Source organism: Brevundimonas sp. UBA4553 (assembly GCF_002387245.1).
In the GTDB taxonomy this organism is placed as follows: Bacteria; Pseudomonadota; Alphaproteobacteria; order Caulobacterales; family Caulobacteraceae; genus Brevundimonas.
The window spans coordinates 43,037-59,010 of sequence record NZ_DGLD01000017.1 but is presented as its reverse complement, the minus strand read 5'-3'; the positions used below and the strand labels follow the sequence as shown (position 1 = coordinate 59,010).

Annotated in this window: 14 protein-coding genes; 5 read left to right on the top strand and 9 right to left on the bottom strand. The window is 67.1% G+C overall.

Going from position 1 to position 15,974, the window contains the following annotated elements:
- Window positions 1-65 precede the first annotated feature (65 nt).
- The 3 genes from B4A39_RS11455 to B4A39_RS11445 all read right to left on the bottom strand — a co-directional run bounded on the left by B4A39_RS11455 (window position 66) and on the right by B4A39_RS11445 (window position 3,715).
- The gene (locus B4A39_RS11455; protein ID WP_292036637.1) at window positions 66-1,076 is read right to left on the bottom strand and encodes an adenosine deaminase; all 1,011 of its coding nucleotides are present in this window, start codon (window positions 1,074-1,076) and stop codon (window positions 66-68) included.
- Between the two features lie 166 nt (window positions 1,077-1,242).
- Entirely contained in the window at window positions 1,243-3,045 is a 1,803-nt protein-coding gene (argS, locus tag B4A39_RS11450; protein WP_292036636.1) for an arginine--tRNA ligase, read from the bottom strand.
- 4 nt (window positions 3,046-3,049) lie between these two features.
- On the bottom strand, window positions 3,050-3,715 hold the full coding sequence (locus B4A39_RS11445; RefSeq protein ID WP_292036635.1) for a Tat pathway signal sequence domain protein: 666 nt from the start codon (window positions 3,713-3,715) through the stop codon (window positions 3,050-3,052).
- A gap of 148 nt (window positions 3,716-3,863) precedes the next feature.
- Between B4A39_RS11445 and ispH the strand changes: the two genes are divergently transcribed.
- A complete protein-coding gene (gene ispH / locus B4A39_RS11440; RefSeq protein WP_292036634.1) occupies window positions 3,864-4,835 on the top strand; it encodes a 4-hydroxy-3-methylbut-2-enyl diphosphate reductase in 972 nt (323 codons plus the stop codon).
- A 53-nt stretch (window positions 4,836-4,888) separates the two neighbouring features.
- On the opposite strand, the gene B4A39_RS11435 is transcribed toward ispH, so the two are convergent.
- From B4A39_RS11435 to lspA, 3 genes are all read right to left on the bottom strand, one after another.
- On the bottom strand, window positions 4,889-5,338 hold the full coding sequence (locus B4A39_RS11435; protein WP_292036633.1) for a PaaI family thioesterase: 450 nt from the start codon (window positions 5,336-5,338) through the stop codon (window positions 4,889-4,891).
- A gap of 86 nt (window positions 5,339-5,424) precedes the next feature.
- Complete coding sequence (locus B4A39_RS11430) at window positions 5,425-5,991, bottom strand: DUF3035 domain-containing protein (protein WP_292036632.1); 567 nt, start codon at window positions 5,989-5,991, stop codon at window positions 5,425-5,427.
- A 67-nt stretch (window positions 5,992-6,058) separates the two neighbouring features.
- On the bottom strand, window positions 6,059-6,586 hold the full coding sequence (gene lspA, locus B4A39_RS11425; RefSeq protein ID WP_292036631.1) for a signal peptidase II: 528 nt from the start codon (window positions 6,584-6,586) through the stop codon (window positions 6,059-6,061).
- A 105-nt stretch (window positions 6,587-6,691) separates the two neighbouring features.
- On the opposite strand from lspA, the gene B4A39_RS11420 reads away from it, so the two are divergent.
- The 3 genes from B4A39_RS11420 to B4A39_RS11410 are packed head-to-tail and all read left to right on the top strand — an operon-like array spanning window position 6,692 to window position 9,000.
- Window positions 6,692-7,561 (top strand): TIGR01459 family HAD-type hydrolase, encoded by an 870-nt coding sequence (locus tag B4A39_RS11420; RefSeq protein WP_292036629.1) that lies wholly within the window; start codon window positions 6,692-6,694, stop codon window positions 7,559-7,561.
- Window positions 7,562-7,599: 38 nt separating this feature from the next.
- Window positions 7,600-8,061, top strand: a complete 462-nt coding sequence (locus B4A39_RS11415) for a MaoC family dehydratase (RefSeq protein ID WP_292036628.1) — start codon at window positions 7,600-7,602, stop codon at window positions 8,059-8,061.
- Window positions 8,062-8,070: 9 nt separating this feature from the next.
- Window positions 8,071-9,000, top strand: coding sequence for a bifunctional riboflavin kinase/FAD synthetase (locus B4A39_RS11410; protein WP_292036627.1), 930 nt, complete (start codon window positions 8,071-8,073; stop codon window positions 8,998-9,000).
- A gap of 645 nt (window positions 9,001-9,645) precedes the next feature.
- Here the strand turns inward: B4A39_RS11410 and B4A39_RS11405 are convergent.
- The 3 genes from B4A39_RS11405 to B4A39_RS11395 all read right to left on the bottom strand — a co-directional run bounded on the left by B4A39_RS11405 (window position 9,646) and on the right by B4A39_RS11395 (window position 12,722).
- Entirely contained in the window at window positions 9,646-10,818 is a 1,173-nt protein-coding gene (locus B4A39_RS11405; RefSeq protein WP_292036626.1) for a carboxynorspermidine decarboxylase, read from the bottom strand.
- Window positions 10,819-10,836: 18 nt separating this feature from the next.
- Window positions 10,837-12,042, bottom strand: a complete 1,206-nt coding sequence (locus tag B4A39_RS11400; RefSeq protein WP_292036625.1) for a saccharopine dehydrogenase family protein — start codon at window positions 12,040-12,042, stop codon at window positions 10,837-10,839.
- A 122-nt stretch (window positions 12,043-12,164) separates the two neighbouring features.
- Window positions 12,165-12,722: a DUF3828 domain-containing protein gene (locus B4A39_RS11395; RefSeq protein WP_292036624.1), complete on the bottom strand. Its 558-nt coding sequence runs from the start codon at window positions 12,720-12,722 to the stop codon at window positions 12,165-12,167.
- 242 nt (window positions 12,723-12,964) lie between these two features.
- On the opposite strand from B4A39_RS11395, the gene ileS reads away from it, so the two are divergent.
- Entirely contained in the window at window positions 12,965-15,892 is a 2,928-nt protein-coding gene (gene ileS, locus B4A39_RS11390; RefSeq protein ID WP_292036623.1) for an isoleucine--tRNA ligase, read from the top strand.
- Window positions 15,893-15,974: the final 82 nt, after the last annotated feature.

Below are 15,974 nucleotides of genomic sequence, written 5' to 3'. Positions count from 1 at the left end.
GCTCACGCGCGCCGCTGGGTCCCCCGGTCTCGCTACGCTCGCCGGAGGATGACGAAAGTGGGGGCTCAGTGCGCCGCCGCGTAGGCGTCCACTTCCGCGATCCGCGCCGCCTTGTCGGCGTCGCTCAGGAAGCTGCCTTCGAAACTGTTCTTCGCCAGCTGCGTCACCTGCTCGCGGGTCAGGCCCACCGCCTCTGCCAGCTGGATGTAGTTGGCGTTCACATAGCCGCCGAAATAGGAGGGGTCGTCCGAGTTCAGGGTGACGTGCAGGCCGCGGCGCAGCATTTCGGGGACCGGGTGGTCCTTCAGATCCCTGACCACGCACAGCTTCAGGTTCGACAGCGGACAGACCGTCAGGGTCATCTGCTCGGCGGCCAGACGCGTGATCAGGCTTTCATCCTCCATCGAGCGGTTGCCGTGGTCCATGCGGTCGATGTGCAGCAGGTCCAGCGCCTCATGCACATAGGCGGGCGGACCTTCCTCACCGGCGTGGGCGCACAGCTTCAGGCCCAGATCGCGGGCGGCGGCGAAGACGCGCTGGAACTTGGCCGGCGGATGGCCGACCTCGGACGAATCCAGCCCCACGCCGATGAAGTGATGCAGATACGGCTTGGCGGCCTCCAGCGTGGCGAACGCTTCGTCCTCGGATAGGTGGCGCAGGAAGCTGAGGATCAGGCCGCTGGTGACGCCCAGCTCGGCCTTGGCCCGATCCATCCCGGCGATCAGGCCCTCGACCACCACGCCGAAGGGCACGCCCCGGTCGGTGTGGGTCTGGGGGTCGAAGAAGATCTCGGCGTGGCGCACGTTGTCGGCGGCGGCGCGCTGGAAATAGGCGAAGGCCAGGTCCTCGAAGTCCTGACGCGTCAGCAGCACGGCGGCGCCCGCGTAGTAGATGTCGAGGAAGTCCTGCAGGTTCGAGAAGTCATAGGCCGCGCGTACGGCCTCGACGCTGTCGTAGGGAATGGCGACGCCGTTGCGCTGCGCCAGTTCGAACATCAGTTCGGGCTCCAGCGAGCCCTCGATGTGCAGGTGCAGTTCGGCCTTGGGCAGGCCGGCGATGAAGGCGTCGAGGGACATTTGGGGAGGCTCCGTAACAAGCCGGGACCTTAGCGAACCCATGCCCCCTCGTCATCCCGGCCGCAGCGCAGCGGAGAGCCGGGACCGCCCAAGACCGGACATTTCGAACGGTTGCGCTTCCGGCGGTCCCGGATCGGCCCTGCGGGCCGTCCGGGATGGAGAGGGGTTACATCCGCTCGGGCGTCTCGATGCCCAGCAGGTTCAGCGCCGTCTCCAGCTGGTGCAGGCTGGCGGCGGCCAGAGCCAGGCGCGAGCCCTTGGTGGCGGCGTCCGGCGCGACCAGGATCGGGCAGGCGGCGTAGAACTTGGAGAAGCTCTGCGCCAGACGATAGGCGTGCTCGGCGATCAGGTTGGGCGAACGCTTGTCATAGGCGTCCGCCGTGGCCGCATCGAAGGCGTCCAGCGTCAGGGCCAGATCGCGCTCGGTCGGTTCGGCGACGACGATGGGGGCGGTCTCGACGCCCTGATCGGCGGCCTTGCGCAGCAGGGATTTCACCCGCACGGCCTGATACAGCAGATAGGGGCCGGTCTTGCCCTCGAAGCTCATGAAGCGGTCGAGGTCGAAGACGTAGCTGGTGGTGCGGTTGTTCGACAGGTCGGCGAATTTCAGCGCGGCCACCGCCACCTTGCGGGCGATGTCCTCGAATTCGGCTTCCGGCAGGTCGTCGCCCAGCTTGGCCTCGCGCAGACGCTCGCGCGCCTTGTCGGTGGCCATGGTGATCAGGTCGTGCAGCTTCAGCACCCCGCCTGCGCGGGTCTTGAAGGGCTTGCCGTCGGCGCCGTTCATGGTGCCGAAGCCGAGGTGTTCCAGCGACTTCTCCGGCGCGTAGCCGGCCAGATAGGCGGCGCGGAAGACCTGTTCGAAATGCTCGGCCTGGCGTTCGTCGACGACGTAGAGGATCAGGTCGGGGGCGATCGACTTCTTGCGGTCCAGAATGGTGGCCAGATCGGTCGTGCCGTACATGGCCGAGCCTTCCGACGACACCACCAGCAGAGGGGGCGGGGACGGGGCCTCGATCACCGAGCCGTCGGCCAGCTTCTTCTTGCGGGTCTCGCCTTCGCGGGCGACGTGGACCACCTGGGCGCCATCGTCCTCGACCAACAGGCCGGTTTCCTTCAGGTGCGCCAGCATTTCCGGCATCAGGGGATCGGCGTCGGATTCGCCGTTCCACAGGTCGAAGGTGACGTCCAGGGCGCCGAACTCGCGCTTCAACGCGGTGCGGCTGACGGCGACGAAGTGGGCCCACAGGGCGCGGTAGCCCGGGCGGCCGTTCTGCAGTTCAGCGGTGGCCTTGCGGGCGCGGTCGCGGAAGGCCGGGTCTTCCTTGGCCTTGGCGGCCGCCAGCGGATAGAGGCGTTCGAGGTCTTCCAGCGTCACCGGGCTGTCGGCGGGGAAGGGGCCGTCGCCCTCGGCCATGAAGGCCTCGGCCAGGTTCTCGTCGCCGCAGGCGGTGATCAGCAGGCCCATCTGGAAGCCCCAGTCGCCGAAGTGGGCGTCGCCCCAGACGGTGTCGCCACGGAAGCGGAACAGCCGCTTCAGGCTCTCGCCGATGATAGACGAGCGCAGGTGGCCGACGTGCATCGGCTTGGCCACGTTGGGACCGGCGTAGTCGATGACGACCTTGCGCGAGGGCGTGTTCAGCGAGGCGCCGGCCAGTTGCTCGTCAGCCGCGACCTCGGCGGCGCGCTGCGACAGGGCGGCGTCGGAGAGTTTCAGGTTGATGAAGCCAGGACCGGCGACCTCGACCGACGACAGGCGCGGATCGGCGCTCAGGCGCTCGGCCACCCTGGCGGCCAGTTCGCGCGGATTGGCCTTCAGCGCCTTGGCGGCGGCCAGGGCGCCGTTGGACTGGAAATCGGCCAGGTCGGGGCGGTCCGAGGCGACGACGCGGGCGAGGGCGGCGTCCACGCCTTCGGCGGCGAAGGCGGCGGCGACCGCTTCGCTGAGAGAGGTCTTGAGATCAGTCATGTGCCTAGGGGTTCGGTTGGGTCTGGCCGGCGGTGACGCGGAAGCGGCTGCCCGAGCGGTTGAACTCGGCCATTTCCGGCGTGACGTCGAAGCCGATCAGGACCTCGAAATTATTGCCGCTGGTGGTGGCGTCGGCGCGCGGGATGACGATGGTCTGGGCCTGATGGACCGAGGCGGTGGTCTGGCCTTCGAAATTGACCGGCAGGTCGAAGTATTCCTTGGCCAGGACGGCGGAGTTCCGCTCGGTCACGGCGATCCAGTAGCGATAGGTGCGGCCGTCGCCGCTGGCCTGCGGGCCCTTGCCGAGGTTGAACAGGATGTTGAAGTCCAGACGGATCGGGTCTGACTCGCGATAGACGCAGTCGGCGGTCACGCCTTCGATTTCACCGGTAAAGCCCACGCCGGCGACCGACGGGCGGTTGAAATCGGCCAGTTCGACAAACCGGGCGGCGTCGTAGAGCACCTTCACATAGGGGCAGGGGCCGGCGTTGGCGCGGCGCGACAGCGGGGCGATCCGCACCTGACGCGAGCGTTGCGACGTGCCCTGATCAGGCGTTTGTTCGCGGCTCTGTTGACCGCCTTGGCGACCGCTGGACTGGGCCTCGGCGGATTGAGGAATCAGCACGGCCGCGAGGGAGAGGGCGGCGAGGGCGGTCAGGACGCGACGCATCAGGAGCTTTCCGGCAGTCGAAGGGGGCGTGGGACGATCGGAGACCGACCAGGTCACGCTCGGTGGTGATAGCGGCTAAAGCGAGGCGCGGCAAACGCGACCATGCAGGCGGTGGCGGGAAGGCGCGCGAGCGACTAGGTTCCGGGCCATGAACGCCCCTGTCTCGCCCCTCGCCTTCGACCGCCGGCCCCTGAACGTGCGCCTCGCCACGCCGCGCGGCTTCTGCGCCGGAGTGGATCGGGCGATCCAGATCGTCGAGCGCGCGATCGAGAAGTTCGGGTCGCCCGTCTATGTGCGCCATGAGATCGTTCACAACCGGCACGTCGTCGAGCGGCTGAAGAACATGGGCGCGATCTTCGTAAAGGATCTGGACGAATGCCCCGACGACCGCCCCGTGGTCTTTTCGGCCCACGGAGTGCCCAAGTCGGTGCCCGCCACGGCCCGCTCGCGTGAGATGCTGTTCCTCGATGCCACCTGCCCCCTGGTGTCCAAGGTCCATGTCGAGGCTGAACGCCATCATGCTGCGGGGCGACATATCATCCTGATCGGTCATGCCGGCCACCCGGAGGTCGTCGGCACCATGGGGCAACTGCCGCCGGGCGCCATCAGTCTGGTCGAGACGGTCGCCGATGCGGAGGTGTTCGAACGGCCGGGCGATCAGCCTCTCGCCTACGCCACCCAGACCACCCTGTCGGTCGACGATACGGCGGACATCCTGGCGGCCCTGAAACGGCGTTTTCCCGAACTGCCGGACCCGCACAAGGAAGACATCTGTTACGCCACGACCAATCGGCAGGAGGCGGTGAAGCGCCTGGGAGAGGGCTGCCAACTGGTGCTGGTGGTCGGTTCCAAGAACTCGTCCAACTCGGCGCGGCTGGTTGATGTGGCCCTGAAGGCCGGTGCGGGCGACGCCCGGCTGGTCGATGACGCCGGCGACGTGGACTGGTCGTGGTTCGACGGCGTGACGACGGTCGGCGTCACCGCCGGCGCCTCGGCGCCCGAACCGCTGATCGAGGCCCTGATCGACGCCATACGCGACCGATTCGACGCGACCGTGACCGAGGACGACGGCGCCCGAGAGACGGTCTCGTTCAAGCTGCCGCGCGTTCTGACGGCCTAGACGCTGGAGCGAATATCTGAGCTTGAATGCGAGGCATTCGAACCGATTTCGCTCTAGGCCCGCTCCATCACCAGGCAGGTCGAGGTGGCGGTGGCGTAGAGCGTGCCGTCCAGACCCCGCAAATCGGCCTCGGAAAAGGCGGCGCGGCGACCCGCCTGAACGACCCTGCCCTCGGCGCGGACCGGCGTTCCGGCCTTCAACGCCTTGTGGAAGACGGTCTTCAGCTCCAGCGTCGTATAGGCCTGTCCCGGCTTCAGCGCCGAGTGGACGGCGCAGCCGCAGGCCGAATCGAGCAGGGTCGCCATCCAGCCTCCGTGCACCGAACCGATCGGATTATAGACGGCCAGCGTCGGCTCGCCCTCGAAGGCCACGCGACCTTCGGCCAGTTCCGTCAGGCGAAATCCCACTGTCTCGGCGATGGGCGCGGCGGGCAGGCGACCGTCCAGCATCAGGCGAAGTTGATCCAGGCCTGACAGGGCGGCGAAATCGAGGGGGTCGGCCATCAGAGTTTCCGAGGGGCAAAAGAAAAGGACGCGCCCGGTGCGACCGGACGCGTCCTGAAATCGCAGGCGGCGAGGCCTGTGAGCGCTTACAGGCCCGGCAGCTTGAAGCCGCGGTCCTGACGCGGGGCGATGGTGATGCCCTGCTGGTTGCCGGTCAGGGCTTGCAGGCGGGCGTTTTCGCTCGCGGCGTCGATGGTGCGCGACCCTTCGGCCGTCTGGGTGACAGTGGGGGCCTGGCTGGCGGCGTCGTCCTTGCGCCAGAACAGGACGCGGTTGGCCCAGCTTTCTTCCTTGTGAGCCAGATCGCCGAACTCGTCGTCGACGACATAGCGGGCCAGGGGATCGGCGCGGTCGGCGCCGGCTTGGTTGACCAGGGCCTGTTCGCCGCCGGTGCGGGTCACGGCCTGACGCTGACCCAGCAGGATCTGACGGGCGGCGCTCTCCGGCGCCAGTTCCTGCGGGCGCGGCTGGCCGGGCGACGGCGGGGTCAGGCCGTACTCCGGCGGCACCACCAGGGGCGCGCTGGCGACGGTGACGAACTCGTCGGGCACGACCTTGGTCAGACCCACGCTCTGCTTCAGGCCTGAACAGGCGGTCAGGCTGAGGGCGGTGGTGGCGAAAAGGGCCAGGGTAAGGGCGCTACGAATACGCATAAGTTCAGCTCGGCTCCGGGAGACGCGCTCTGGGCGCTGGCTCGGGACGATAACGAAGAGGGGGTGATTACGACTTTTCGTTGGCCGCGCCAACCGTGGACCGTCGTTCCGACAGGAAGCTGTCGAGGATCAGCAGCGCCACCCCGACGGTGATGCCGGCGTCGGCGATGTTGAAAATCCAGGGAAACAGGCCCGTTCCCGAAAAGTCGAGGAAGTCCACGACCCCGCCGAAGCGGATGCGGTCGAAGACATTGCCCAGGGCGCCGCCCATGATCAGGCCGATGGCGCCGATCATCAGCTTGCGGTCCGAGCGGGTCGCCCACCAGGCCAGACCCGCCGCGACGAGGATGGAGAAGGCGCTGAGAATCCAGCGTCCGGCGCCGCCGCCGAACAGGCCGAAGCTGACGCCCGTGTTCAGCACATAGGTCAGGTTGAAGACCGGCGGCGCGACTTCGGCGATGCGATAGCCGTCGGGGATCTGCGAGATATGCGCCGCGTCGATGGCGCCCAGGACCATGGCCTTGGTCAGCTGGTCCAGCACGATGACGACGAGGGCGAGGCCGTAGGCGGCGTAGGCGAGGCGAGAAATTTTCATGTCCCAAGCCGGTTAGCAGGAAGACGGGCGAGGGCGAAGAGGGAAAGCGCGGCGGCCCGGCGCCTGCGGCCTTTCCCCCCGCGCGACGAAGGCTATAACCGATGCATGACCCTGCCTCACGCCTTGCCCCATCTGTCCGCTGTCGCCGACGACTACGACATCCTGCTGTGCGATGTGTGGGGCGTCATCCATAACGGGCGTGAGAGCTGGCCCGTGGCCTGCGAGGCGCTGACGAAGTTCAATGAAAAGGGCGGCCATGTCGTCCTGATCTCCAACTCGCCGCGGCCCTCGTCGGACGTGGTGGCGCAACTGGACGCCCTGGGCGTGCCGCGCAGCGCCTGGAAGGCCTTCGTCACCTCGGGCGACGCCACGCGTGCGGAACTGGCGCGCCGCGCGCCGGGGCCCGCCTGGATCATTGGCCCCGACCGCGACTTCGTCCTTTACGAGGGCCTGAACCTGACCAGCGCCCATAATGCGTCGGACGCCGCCTTCCTGTCGGTCACCGGTCTGTTCGATGACGCGACCGAGACGCCGGAGGACTATCGCCAGCGTCTGATTCCCGCTGTCGAGCGCGATCTGGAGCTGATCTGCGCCAACCCCGACCGCATCGTGCAGAAGGGCGACAGCATCATCTACTGCGGCGGCGCCATCGCTGACCTCTATGAGGAAATGGGCGGCCGGGTCGTCATGGCCGGCAAGCCCTTCGGACCCATCTACGAACTGGCCCTGCGCGAGTCGCAAGCGCTGATCGGGCGCCCGGTCGATCGTTCGCGGGTCCTGTGCATCGGCGACGGCGTGATCACGGACGTCCTGGGCGCCGCCGAGCAGGCGCTGGACTGCCTGTTCATCGCCCAGGGCATCCACGGCGATGCGGCCAAGGCGGCGGACGGGACGCTGGATCCGGCCCGCGCGGCGGATTTGCTCCGGGCCGAGACGACCTTCGCCCGCTACGCCGCGCTCGAACTGGCGTGGTGAGGCTCGCCATTTCGTCGCACCTGCCGTAAAGGCCGCACATGGTCGAATACGTCACACAGCATCCGTCGGGCGGTTACATCCTCGACGAACTCCACGTCGGCATGGCCGCAGAGAAGACGGTCCACGTCACCGAGGACCGGATCCGCCTGTTCGCCGAGGCTTCGGACGACTTCAATCCGGTGCATCTGGACGAGGAGTTTGCGTCCAAGACCGCCTATCGCGGCCGCATCGCCCACGGCCTGCTCAGCGCCGCCTTCGGCTCGGCCGTGGTCGGCACTATCCTGCCGGGCGCCGGGTCGATCTATATCTCGCAGACCCTGGCCTTCCACTTCCCGGTCCGCATCGGGGATTCGGTTCGCATCGTCATCACGGTGATCGAGATGGAAACCGACAGCGCCCGCGTCGAGCTGCGTTGCGAAGGCTTCGTCGGCGACAAGCTGGTCATGGACGGCGTGGCCGTCGTGCGCGTGCCGCGTCGCCGCAAACCTTCGGCTCGCTGAGTTTCCGAGGTGGTTGAGGTCATCCGCGGCTGGCGCGACCTGCCGGCCTCGCAGCGCGGGGCGGCGGTGGCCGTCGGCGCCTTTGACGGGGTGCATCGCGGCCATCAGGCGGTCATCGCCTCGGCTCGCGAGGCGGCCCAGCGTCTGGGCGCGCCCCTGGCCGTGGTCAGCTTCGACCCCCATCCGCGCCGCCTGTTCCAGCCCGAGGCCGCGCCCTTCCGCCTGATGACGGCGGACCAGATGGCCCGCGCCCTGGCGCCGCTGGGCGTCGACCGCCTGTATCTGATCCCCTTCGACCGCGAGATGGCGGGGATGACGGATGAAGAGTTCGCCCGTCGCGTCCTGTCCGAAGGTCTTGGCGTCGCCCACGCCGCCGTCGGCTTCGACTTCACCTTCGGCAAGGGCCGCTCCGGCTCGCCCGCCCTGCTGCGAACCTATGGCGAGAGCCTGGGCTTCACCGTTTCGGTCACCGACCGCATCGACGACGCCTCTGGCCTGAAGCTGTCATCCAGCGCCGTCCGCGAGGCCTTGAAGGCCGGCGACATGGACCGCGCCGCCGCCATCCTGGGCCGCCCCTTCGCCATCCAGGGCGAGGTGATCCACGGCGACAAGCGCGGCCGCACCATCGGCGTGCCGACCGCCAACGTGGCCATGGGCGACTACATGCGCCCGGCCTACGGGGTTTACGCCACGCGCACCCGCCTGCCGGACGGGCGGGTGATCAAGGGCGTCGCCAACCTGGGCGTCCGTCCCATGTTCGAGATCGAACAACCCCTGCTGGAAGTCTGGCTTCTGGACTTCAACGAGAGCCTCTACGGCCAGACCCTGGAAACCGAACTGGTCGCCTTCCTGCGCGGCGAGATGAAGTTCGACGGGCTGGAGGCGCTGAAGGTGCAGATCGAGGCGGACGCCGCCGCCGCCCGCGCCCTTCTGGCCTGAGGTCCCACCCCTTTTCCCGTCATTCCGGGGCGCGCAGCGAACCCGGAACCCAGGCGGTTGATACGCCTTCGCCCGCGCCACTTAGTCTGGCGTCTGGGCCCCGGATCGCCCCTTCGGGGCCGTCCGGGGTGACGGAGGACGGGAGGGGCGGCTAACGCCCCATTGTGGGCGTCAAGTTTGCTAAGCATAATCCAAGCAATGGATGGTCCGTCGAAAGCAGCGCGCATGCAAATTCGGCGCGAGTTTGGGAACCGGGTCGTCCCCGCACCTTCCGTGCTGCCGCGACATCGAAGGGCGGATTGCCTCTGGCCTCATGCCTGTTTCGCATGTCGAAAGTCGTGGAAACTAGCCGACGGTTCCACCGCCAAATGTCCTGAGTGCGGTGAAGCTCTGAGGTGGATGGGGCGAGCTTTCAAGGTTCCAAGGAAGTCTGACAGCGAACAGTGGGGAAAGGTCCATGCCCTCTGGTCGGCGGGCTTTCGCTTTTTCAACTCACCGACGCTGAAAGGCGCTGCTGAGCCGTTTCCTGAGCGCCTGCGAGACGTCGCCGATTTTGTACAACGAAATCCCGAACACCCATTTCGTGTGAAGAACTAAAGTCCGCTGCAAGACTTTGGGCGGTGTCTCGCAACGCCACCCATCCCCTCACGACAGCCGGTCGCGGAACTCCGTCCAGTCGAACTCGCGCACCATCCGCAGCTCGTCCGTGGCGCTGTTCCACAGGGCGATGGACGGCAGGGGGACGCCGTTGAAGGTGTTGGTCTTCACCATCGAATAGTGGGCCTGATCGAGGAAGGCGAGGCGCGTTCCGGGCACGGGGCGTTCGGCGAAGACGTAGTCGCCGATGATGTCGCCAGCCAGGCAGGACGGGCCGCCGAGGCGCACGGTGACGCCGTCCTCGGGCTCATGCAGCATGGCGGGGCGGTAGGGGGCCTCGATCACATCCGGCATGTGGCAGGTGGCCGACAGGTCGGTGATGGCGATGGGCATGCCGTTGTCGAAGACGTCGAGGATCTCGCCGATCAGGACGCCGGCGTCCAGGGCCACGGCCTCGCCCGGCTCCAGATAGGCGGTGACGCCGTAGCGCGCCTGAATGTCGTTCAGGAAGGCGACCAGGTCTTCGATCTGATAGTCGGCGCGGGTGACGTGGTGGCCGCCGCCCAGATTGATCCACTTCACGTCGCCCAATAGCGGCGCCAGCTTGGGCTCAACCGCCGCCCAGATGCGCGACAGGGGCTTGAAATCCTGCTCGCACAGGGCGTGGATGTGGATGCCGTCGATGCCGACCATCTTTTCCGGCGTCAGCTGCGACACGGGATAGCCCAGACGCGAGCAGGGTTGGGCCGGGTCGTATTTGGCGACCTCGCCCTCGGAATGCTCGGGGTTCAGCCGCAGGCCGATTTCGAAGGTGTGGCCCTCAGCCCGCGCCTTGGCGATCAGGTCGGCGAAGCGCGTCACCTGATCGGGCGAGTTGAAGATGACGTGGTCGGACAGGCGCAGGATCTCAGGCAGATCCTCGGCCTTGTAGGCGGGCGAATAGGTGGTCAGCTCGCCCTTGTAGAACTCACGCGCCAGCCGCGCTTCCCACAGACCGGAGGCGCAGACGCCGTCGAGGTATTCCCCGACGACGTCCGCAAGCGACCACATGGAAAAGGCCTTGAGGGCCAGCAGGACCCGGGCGTTGCCCCGGTCGCGCACGTCCTTCAGCACAGCCAGATTGCGCCGCACCGCCGCCTCGTCCACCACGAAGGCGGGCGAGGCGACACGGTTCAGGTCGAAGTGCGCAAAGGCGCCCGGATCACCGGCCTGGGTCTCCATGTGTCCTGATCCCTGGTCTTAGAAGGCCAGCGGAGCGTCCAGCTCCTCGACCGTCCAGGGCAGGCCATGCTTGTTCAGCATGTCCATGAAGGGATCGGGGTCCAGCTGCTCCATGTTGAAGACGCCGTCGCCCGACCACTTGCCGGTCAGCATCATGGCCGCGCCGATCATGGCCGGAACGCCCGTGGTGTAGCTGACGGCCTGGTTGCCGGTTTCGGCATAGGCTTCTTCGTGGTCGCAGATGTTCTTGACGTAGAAGGTCTTCTGAACGCCGTCCTTTTCGCCGGTGGCGATGGTGCCGATGTTCGTCTTGCCCTTGGTGATCGGACCCAGCGAGGCGGGTTCCGGCAGCAGAGCCTTCAGGAACTCGATCGGGATGATCTCGCGGCCCTGGAACATCATCGGCTCGATCGAGGTCATGCCGATGTTTTCCAGCACTTCCAGGTGCTTCAGGTAGCTGTCGCCGAAGGTCATCCAGAAGCGGATGCGTTTGATTTCCGGATAGAACTTGGCCAGCGACTCCAGTTCCTCATGGTACATGAGGTACATGTTCTTCTGACCCACGCCCTCGAAGTCGAAGGCCTGCTTGTGCGACAGGGCCGGACCCTCGACCCACTGGCCGTTTTCCCAGTGACGCGAGTTGGCGGTCACTTCGCGCAGGTTGATTTCCGGGTTGAAGTTGGTGGCGAAGGGCAGGCCCGTGTCGCCGCCGTTGCAGTCCAGGATGTCGAGCGTGTCGATCCGGTCCAGCAGGTGCTTCTTGGTGTAGGTGGCGAAGACCGAGGTCACGCCGGGGTCGAAGCCCGAGCCGAGCAGCGCCATCAGGCCGGCTTCCTTGAAGCGCTCCTGATAGGCCCACTGCCACTTGTATTCGAACTTGGCTTCGTCGCGCGGCTCATAGTTGGCCGTGTCGAGGTAGTTGACGCCGGCGGCCAGGCAGGCGTCCATGATCGACAGGTCCTGATAGGGCAGGGCCAGGTTGACCACCAGGGCCGGCTTGACCGACTGGATCAGGGCCGTCGTTGCGGCGACGTCGTCGGCGTCGATGGCCGCCGTGTCGATGCTCACGCCAAAGCGCGACTTCACGGATTCGGCGATGGCGTCGCACTTGGACTTCGTGCGGCTCGCCAGGGTGATATGCGAGAAGATGTCCGCATTCATCGCCATCTTGTGGACCGCGACGGAGCTGACGCCGCCTGCACCGATAACCAGCACCCTGCTCATGTGTGGCTTCTCCTGAAGTCTGAAACTGCTGTGGCGACACCGCCGCCGCTATAAAGGGCGGGGCTCTTAACACGATGATGACAGGATCGCTAACGGTCGCGTGCCGCAGGGGGTTGCCGGGGTCAGCCGCCGGCCTTCTCGGCGATCGCCATCAGGGTGTCGTGCAGGGACTTGCCCTTGGCGTCGATGATGTCGGCGATGCGCCACATGGGGCCTTCCTTGGCCAGTTTCAGGGTCTGCTGGTGCGTCTGGCCGTGGTTGGTGAAGGTCACCTCGGCCGTGGCCGCCTTGTCGCCGTCGGGCGTCATCTTCAGCGCAGTCAGGGCGAAGCCGTCGGCGTCCTGGCAGGCGCAGACGGGGTCGTAGTTCAGATAGGGAACCTCGTCGCGCGATTGGGCTTCGCGGAAATCGACGCCGATCAGGGCGTTCATGGTGCGCGAATACAGCGGATCGCGGCCGGGGCTGACCGTCGCCGCCGCGGGATCATCCGGTGTCGCCGAGAGCGGGGCGGCGTAGAGGGCGCGGGCGAAGGCCTCGGCGTCCGTCTCGCCTGCCGCATAGACGGCCGCGCGTCCGCTCAGCGGCGCCTCGGCCGGGGCAGGCGCCTTCTCCTCGGCGGGCGAACAGGCCGCCGCCGTCAGAGTCAGAATCGCCGCCGTCATGATCGCCTGAACGCGCATCTGATCGCCTCCTGTCTGTTCGCATCGACTATGGCGCAGGCGCCGCCCGGTCTGCTAGACCGTTTCAACCATGACCGTTCGCGTGATCCGTCCGATTTCGATTAGCCGCCCGGCGTAGCGCCAGGGCCGTAGAGCCCCGCGCACGTCGGGATCGAATATCGCCGATGCCGTTCAACGGCCTTCACGCTAGACTGCGTCCGCGCCGCCTCTTCGGCGCCCGCGCTAAAGACAAAGATTACCCCATGGCCGACGCCACCAACGACACCTCCGCCGATGCATCGGGCCGCGACTATCGCGACACCGTCTTCCTGCCCGAGACGCCCTTCCCCATGCGGGGCGGGCTGCCGAAGAAGGAGCCGGAGATCCTGGCCCAGTGGGGCGACCTCTATGGCCATCTGCGCGCCACGCGTCAGGCCCAGAAGGCGCCGCTCTACGTCCTGCATGACGGCCCGCCCTACGCCAACGGCGACATCCACATCGGCCACGCCCTTAACAAGACGCTGAAGGACTTCGTGGTCCGCTCGCGTTTCCTGCTGGGCTACGACGTCGACTACGTCCCCGGCTGGGACTGCCACGGGCTGCCGATCGAGTGGAAGATCGAAGAGCAGTTCCGCGCCAAGGGCCGTCGCAAGGACGAGGTGTCGAAGGAAGAGTTCCGCACCGCCTGCCGCGAATACGCCGGCAAGTACATCGACCTGCAACGCGACCAGTTCCTGCGTCTGGGCATCACCGGCGACTTCGCCAACCGCTACGCCACCATGGACTTCACGTCCGAGGCGGCCATCGTCGCCGAATTCCACAAGTTCAAGAACTCGGGCCAGCTCTATCGCGGCTCCAAGCCGGTGATGTGGTCGCCGGTCGAGCGCACGGCTTTGGCGGATGCAGAAGTCGAGTATCACGACCACGTCTCGCCCACGATCTGGGTCAAGTTCCCGGTGGTCGGCGCGACCGACAGCCATCCGGACGACCTGCTGTCCTTCCGCGCGGCCACGCCGTCCGTGGTGATCTGGACGACCACGCCCTGGACCATCCCGGCCAACCGCGCCATCAGCTACGGCCCCGAAATCGCCTATGGCCTGTATGAGGTCACCGCCCTGGAAGAGGGCCTGGACTACGAGCCCTGGGCCAAGCCGGGCGACCGCTTCATCATCGCCGACAAGCTGGCTGAGGACGTTTTCAAGGCGGCCAAGATCAGCGGCTTCACCCGCATCGACGCCATCAACCCGTCGGGCCTGGAATGCGCCCACCCGCTGGCGGCGCTGGACAGCGGCTATGGCTTCTCCGTGCCCCTGCTGGCCGGCGATCACGTCACGGACGACGCAGGGACCGGCTTCGTCCACACCGCGCCCGGCCACGGCGCGGACGACTACAATGTCTGGCTGGCCCACGGCCACCGCGAGGTGCCGGACACGGTCGATCCCGACGGTGCCTATTACGAGCACGTCCCCCTGTTCGCCGGCCTCAAGGTGCTGGAGACCGAGGGCAAGAAGACCGGCAAGTTCGGTCCCGCCAACGGCGCGGTGATGGACAAGCTGATCGAGGCCGGCAACCTGCTGGCGCGCGGCCGGATGGAGCACTCCTATCCGCACTCCTGGCGCTCCAAGGCGCCCATCATCTTCCGCAACACGCCCCAGTGGTTCATCCGCATGGATGAGACGCTGGAGGACGACAACACCCTGCGCGATCGCGCCCTGACCGCTATCGACGCCACCGCCTTCCATCCGGCGGCGGGCAAGAACCGCATCCGTTCGATGGTCGAGGGCCGTCCCGACTGGCTGATCAGCCGTCAGCGCGCCTGGGGCACGCCCCTGGCCATGTTCGTGGACAAGCAGACCGGCCAGCCCCTGCACGACCCCGAGGTCGACGCTCGCATCGTCAAGGCCGTGGCCGAGGGCGGCGCCGACGTCTGGTTCTCGGCTCCTGACGCCGACTTCCTGGGCGCGCACGATCCTGAGCGCTTCGAGAAGGTCACCGACATCCTCGACGTCTGGTTCGACTCCGGCTCGACCCACGCCTTCACGCTCGATCCGCGCACGGCCGAGCATGGCTATGCTGGCGACCGCCCGTCGCATTGGCCCGCCGACCTCTATCTGGAAGGCTCGGACCAGCACCGCGGCTGGTTCCAGTCGTCGCTGCTGGAGGGCTGCGGCACGCGTGGTCGCGCCCCGTTCAAGGCCGTCCTGACCCACGGCTTCACCCTGGACGAGAACGGGGAGAAGATGTCGAAGTCGCGGGGCAATACGACCGACCCCCTGACCATCATCAAGGAGTCGGGCGCCGACATCCTGCGTCTGTGGGTCGCTCTGGTCGACTATTCGGACGACCAGCGCATCGGCAAGCAGATCCTGCAAACTACCGTCGACGCCTATCGCAAGCTGCGCAACACGGTCCGCTATCTGCTGGGCGCGCTGAACGGCTTCGACGAGGCCGAACGCCTGCCCTATGACCAGATGCCGCCGTTGGAGCAGTTCATACTGCACCGTCTGCACGAACTGGATGGTCAGGTGCGCCAGGCCTACGAAGAATACCGCTTCCAGGACGTGGTGCGGCCGGTGCTGGAGTTCTGCTCGGGCGACCTGTCGGCCCTCTATTTCGACGTGCGCAAGGACAGCCTCTATTGCGACCGTACCGACAGCGTCCGCCGTCGCGCCGTGCGCACGGTGATGGACGAGGTCTTCAGCCGCCTGACCGCCTGGCTGGCCCCACTGACCCCCTTCACCATGGAGGAGGCCTGGACCACGCGCTTCCCGGAAACGGGCACCAACTGCGCCCGCATCATCCCGGAAACGCCCGACCAGTGGCGCAACCCCGCCGAGGCCGAGCGTTGGGCCGGGGTCAACACGGTGCTGGAAGTGGTCAACGAGGCGCTGGAAGCGGCGCGTCGCGACAAGCTGATCGGCGGCGCCCTGGACGCCTGGCCGGTGGTTAAGGCCCCGGCTGAGCTGCTGGCCCCGTTCGAGGGTCTGGACGCCGCCGAGGTCTTCCGCACCTCGGGCGCTGAGCTTGTGGCCGGGGGCGAGGCCGTCACCGTCGAGGTCAAGCTGGCCGACTATCCCAAGTGCGCCCGCTCGTGGCGCCGGGTGCCGGACGTCGGCTCCGACGCCGACTTCCCCGACCTGTCGGCCCGCGACGCCGACGCCGTCCGCTGGCTGGACGCGCAGAAGGCTTAAAGGTTAGGCCCCTTCGCTCCGGCGGAGGGGCCTTTTCTTGAGCGATACCTCTAACACTCGTTCATCCCCGTCTCCGCGGGGA